The 4589-nt window shown below is 64.2% G+C and carries 4 protein-coding genes; 1 reads left to right on the top strand and 3 read right to left on the bottom strand.

What is annotated here, in order from left to right; genetic code table 11:
• Window positions 1-167 precede the first annotated feature (167 nt).
• Window positions 168-1367 (bottom strand): glycosyltransferase, encoded by a 1200-nt coding sequence (locus P1J78_RS24195; protein ID WP_275569934.1) that lies wholly within the window; start codon window positions 1365-1367, stop codon window positions 168-170.
• A 235-nt stretch (window positions 1368-1602) separates the two neighbouring features.
• Window positions 1603-3024 carry a mannose-1-phosphate guanylyltransferase/mannose-6-phosphate isomerase gene (locus P1J78_RS24190; protein WP_275569935.1) on the bottom strand — a complete coding sequence of 474 codons (1422 nt, stop codon included), beginning with the start codon at window positions 3022-3024 and terminating at the stop codon, window positions 1603-1605.
• A 628-nt stretch (window positions 3025-3652) separates the two neighbouring features.
• Between P1J78_RS24190 and P1J78_RS24185 the strand changes: the two genes are divergently transcribed.
• Window positions 3653-4216, top strand: coding sequence for a potassium transporter TrkG (locus P1J78_RS24185; protein ID WP_275569933.1), 564 nt, complete (start codon window positions 3653-3655; stop codon window positions 4214-4216).
• A gap of 181 nt (window positions 4217-4397) precedes the next feature.
• Here P1J78_RS24185 and P1J78_RS24180 read toward each other — a convergent pair.
• Window positions 4398-4589: hypothetical protein (locus P1J78_RS24180; protein ID WP_275569932.1), on the bottom strand; the 192-nt coding region annotated here is incomplete at its 5' end.

Below are 4589 nucleotides of genomic sequence, written 5' to 3'. Positions count from 1 at the left end.
GGACCCGACGTTCGCATCTGCGAGCGACCCGCCTTCCAGCCCCGGCGACAGGAATAACGTCCTTCCAACCCGACTTCTTCAGCAGCCTGATAAAGAAGGAGTGGCTTGTGCGGGACTTTGCGCTGCTCGCCGACCCTTCGAAATGTTTCGCGCGCGAAACATTTGGGCTAGCCGGTCACGAACTCCATCAGCTGCGGCAGGCAGACCGAGGCCAGGTCGTAGTTGTCGACGATATGCTGCCGGGCGGCGGCGCGGATCGGGCGCTGCGCCGCGGGGTCGGCAAGGACCGAGGTAAGCTTTTCCGCCCAGCCGTCCACGTCGAAGAAATCCACCAGGTGCCCCGTGACCCCGTCTTCGATCACCTCGGCGACCGGCGGCGTGTCCGAGCCGACTACGCAAGCGCCGACGGACATCGCCTCCAGCATCGACCAGGACAGCACGAACGGATAGCTGAGATAGACATGCGCGCGGCTGACCTGCAGAATGTTCAGGAAATCGGCATAGGGCACGCGGCCCACGAAATGCACACGCGACAGGTCCAGCCGGTCCTTCACCTCGTCCAGGAACACCCGGTGCCAGCTTTTGCCCTCCCCCGGGCCCGGGCCATAGCCCACCCCGTGCGCGCCCACGATCACCACCTGCGCCTCGGGCCGGGCGGCCAGCACCTTCGGCAGGGCCCGCATCAGGATGTGATAGCCGCGATAGGGTTCGAGATTGCGGTTCACGAAGGTCAGCACCTCGTCGCCCGCCCGCAGCAGCGGGCCGTTCGGCACCTGGTAGCTGGCCCCCGGATCCGGCGCGATGCGGGCGGTGTCGACACCGTCATGGATCACCGAAATCTTCGACTGCAGGTCGTCCGGGAACGTCGAGGCCTGCCAGCGCGTGGGGCATAACAGCCCGTCGGCATCCAGCGCTGCCATCATCAGATGCGCCCGGCGGGCCAAGGTGCGCAGCCGGGTGGGGAGGTCGTGCCGCGAGAACTCCGGGTCGAAGCCGGTGTCGCGGCCGCGAGTGCCGTAGAGGAACTCGGCATAGCCCAGATGCCGCGCGTCTGGCCAGACCTCGCGCAGGAACAGCGTCTCGCCCCAGCTGATCGTGCCAAAGATGACATCGGGTTCGTTGCCGCGCCGGCGCAGCTGGTCGGCGGCGCGGGCCACCGTGGCGCCCAGGTCGGCATATTGCGCATAGGTGCCGCCCAGGCCCTCGGCCGCGACCATCCGGTGACGATAGCGCGCAGTGGGCAGCGGTTGGGGGTTGGTGTTGCCCTCCCAGGTCAGCACGCCGACCTGGTGGCCGGCCTTTACCAGCGCCGGCGCGAGATAGCGGAACTGGCCGGGGAAATTGCGGTGAACCAGCAGGATACGCATGGGCTGAGACTTTCGCGCGACGACGGCCCACTTATAGACCGCGGCTTTTGGGCGAGACTAGACCGGCCGGTCCAGTCTAGCCCCGGCGGCTGCATGGCGATTAGGTCCCTAAGAGATGTCTTGCAGTCAAAGCGTCGTTCTGGCCGGCTCAATAGCTTTCGCCGGCCTAGCGCGTAGTGTCGTAGCTCTCAAGCCGGCGGGCCCCGGGTGGCGGTATTGGCTGCACCCGAAACCTTCACTCCCGTGCGTAGATATCCTCGTAGCGCACGATGTCATCCTCGCCCAAGTAGGCGCCGGTTTGCACCTCGATCAGTACCATCGGCACTTTACCGGGGTTCTCCATTCGGTGCACCGCGCCCAGCGGGATATACACCGACTGGTTCTCCGTCAGCAGCTTCTCTACCTCGTCCACTGTCACCTTGGCTGTGCCCTGCACGACGACCCAGTGTTCGGAGCGGTGGTGGTGCGACTGCAGGCTCAGCGATGCGCCGGGATGCACCACGATCCGCTTGACCTGAAAGCGGTCGGACAGGGCCAACGTCTCGAACCAGCCCCAGGGCCGGTGATCGCGCGGGAAAGCAGTGGCCTGCTTGGCACCCTTCTCCTTCAGCAAGGCGACAGCCTGCTTGACGTCTTGGGTTCGAGTCGCATCGGCTACCAGCACCGCGTCCGGCAGAGCGATCACTACCGTGTCCTTTAATCCGATCCCCACGACCTCCATGTCGCCGCTTTCCGAGCGCAGCAGCGTGTCGGTGCATTCAATTGCCGTGGCCGGACCGGAGGTGGCGATACCGTCGGCGTCGCTCTCCATCTCGCGCCAGACGGCGTGCCAGTCGCCAAGGTCGGACCAACCGGCGCCGAAGGGCACGGCCGAGATATTGTCCGCCTTCTCCATCACCGCGTAGTCGATCGAGATATTCTCGGCCTCACTCCAGACCTCCGGGTCCAGCCTCAAGAAGCCGAGATCCGCCTTGCCCTGTGCCACGGCCGCACCCACCGGTTCCAGTAGCGACGGAGCGTGGGCGCGGAAGGCCGCGAGGATTGTCGAGACCTTGAACAGAAATATCCCCGCGTTCCAAAGGAAGCGTCCCTGTTCGAGCATGTCCTGGGCCGCCGCAGCGTCGGGTTTTTCGACGAAGCGCAGTAGCTCCATCGCCTCAGCCGGCCCTTCGGGCGCGGCTTTCAGCTCCAGCCAACCATAGCCCGTTTCCGCACGGTCAGGCGTAATGCCGAAGGTAACCAGCCGCCCCGCCTCGGCCGCCGCTGCGCCGGTCTCGACAACCACGCGGAAGGCGTCGTCGTCGGGGATCACGTGATCGGACGGCGCGACCAGCATCAGCGCCTCCGGGTCGGATTGCTCCAGCCAGAGCGCGGCGGCCAGCACGGCGGGAGCGGTGTTGCGCCCCTCCGGCTCGATCAGGATCGCGCCGGGGTCAATCCCGGCGGCGGCCAGCTGCTCGGTCACGATGAACCGGAAATCGGACCCGGTGACGATCAGCGGTGGCGCAAACCCCTCGCCGGTCAAACGTTTCGCGGAGGCTTGGAACAGGCTTTCATCGCCCAGGAGCTTCACGAACTGCTTAGGGTAGGACTTGCGCGATAGCGGCCACAGGCGCGTGCCCGATCCGCCGCAGAGAAGGACTGGAGTTATAGTCATGGCGATCCTTGCCTTGCGTTGCAGCTTCCATCGTATCTGCAACTTGCGGCCCCGGGGCAAGCTTCATGGCGCGGCCGGAACAACGCCCTTTCCGGGCCTTGCCCGGCTTATGCCCGCCACCTGCCCAACCAGCCTAGGAAGGCGCGTCAGGAGTCGGGCGACAGTCCGACGCGGCGGCGTCGTGATGGGCTGGCACCGCTTATCAACGTATTTCTACCTCAGATTGTGAGAACGATGTTCGAACACGCCTTACGTCATCAGGTGAGGAACACGCATCTTCGATACATCATATTGGATAATGGCAACCAGCCGACGGCGAGGAGGCTCCATGACCCAGCAGAACACCATCAAAACGGTCGTTGCCGTGCTCATCATCCTTGCCATTGGCTACTACATCATGGGGGCTAGCGTTCCGAACTGAGCGCGTTGGCTTACAATGAAGCGCGGAATCCGGTCGGCGGCACGCGGAATCATTTGGTTGGTGTCGTCCCGATAGGCAAACCGTCGGTCGCCGCCAAGTCGCGGTTCGGCTCCCGGCGCTCGGTCCCGGCCTCGGCAATCGCGGAGTCTGTCGCTCGTCATCGTCTGTCTTTCCATATGGCTTTCGGTTTCAGACGGCATGCAGCCAATGGACGCGCTCAGGCTTGTGGCGTTCAACGTCGTGTCGGTTGTGATTACGACAGGCAACGCTACGACCGACTATACGCAGTGGGGATCCACCGCCATCGTGGCCATTTTTATCCTCACGGCGGCGGGTGGATGCACTGGGTCGACTTCGGGCGGCGTGAAGGCAATGCGATGGGTCCTGGTCGGTCGCGCCATTTCCTCGCATCTTCGGAAGATCCACCTTCCGCATGCGGTCGCGATAGTCCGCTACGAAGGCCGTCCGGTGGACGAGCAGGTGATCAACGGTGTCATCGCGTTCTTCCTGTTCTTCGCGGTGACCTTTGGCGTTCTGGCAGCCGTTCTGGCCTTTCTTGGTCTCGACTTTGCGACGGCAACGAGCGGCGCTCTCACTGCGCTCGCGAATGTCGGCCCCGGGATCGGAGACGTCATCGGCCCGGCGGGGAACTTCGCAACGCTGAGTGATCCCGCCAAGCTCGTCCTAACCGTCGGGATGTTTCTGGGACGGCTCGAAATGATCACCGTCTACATTCTGCTGACACCGGTGTTCTGGCGAGAACTGATTTGACTACCGCAGCGGGGCGGAGACACAGCTGCCCCACAACGATCCGGGCGCGTTCTTCGAGCAGTGCAAGGGGTCGTTCAGCGTCATGCCGGAGGAGCTGTAAGCCTCCTGGTTCAGGCCCAGGTGTCCGGTCGAAAATGGGGCCAGCTCAGTTCGTTACGCCTGCCCACGGCAGAGATGGATACTACTCCGTACCGATGCGCGGGCCGGGGTTCTTGGCAATTCGGTCAAGCAATTCGCCCAGGTCGCGGTCCCTCATGAACTCAACGGTTTCCTGGCTGTGGATCGGGAAATAGGACACGGCCCAGCCCGTCAGCCCGCGTTCGACCAGGGCGGCTTTGACCTTCTCGTCCCGTGTATCCTCGTCCCAGTCCGA

The sequence above is a fragment of the Psychromarinibacter sediminicola genome (genome assembly GCF_029168335.1).
Classification (GTDB): domain Bacteria; phylum Pseudomonadota; class Alphaproteobacteria; order Rhodobacterales; family Rhodobacteraceae; genus Psychromarinibacter; species Psychromarinibacter sediminicola.
Note: the sequence above shows the minus strand (reverse complement) of the source record. Positions and strands in the feature narration are given on the sequence as shown.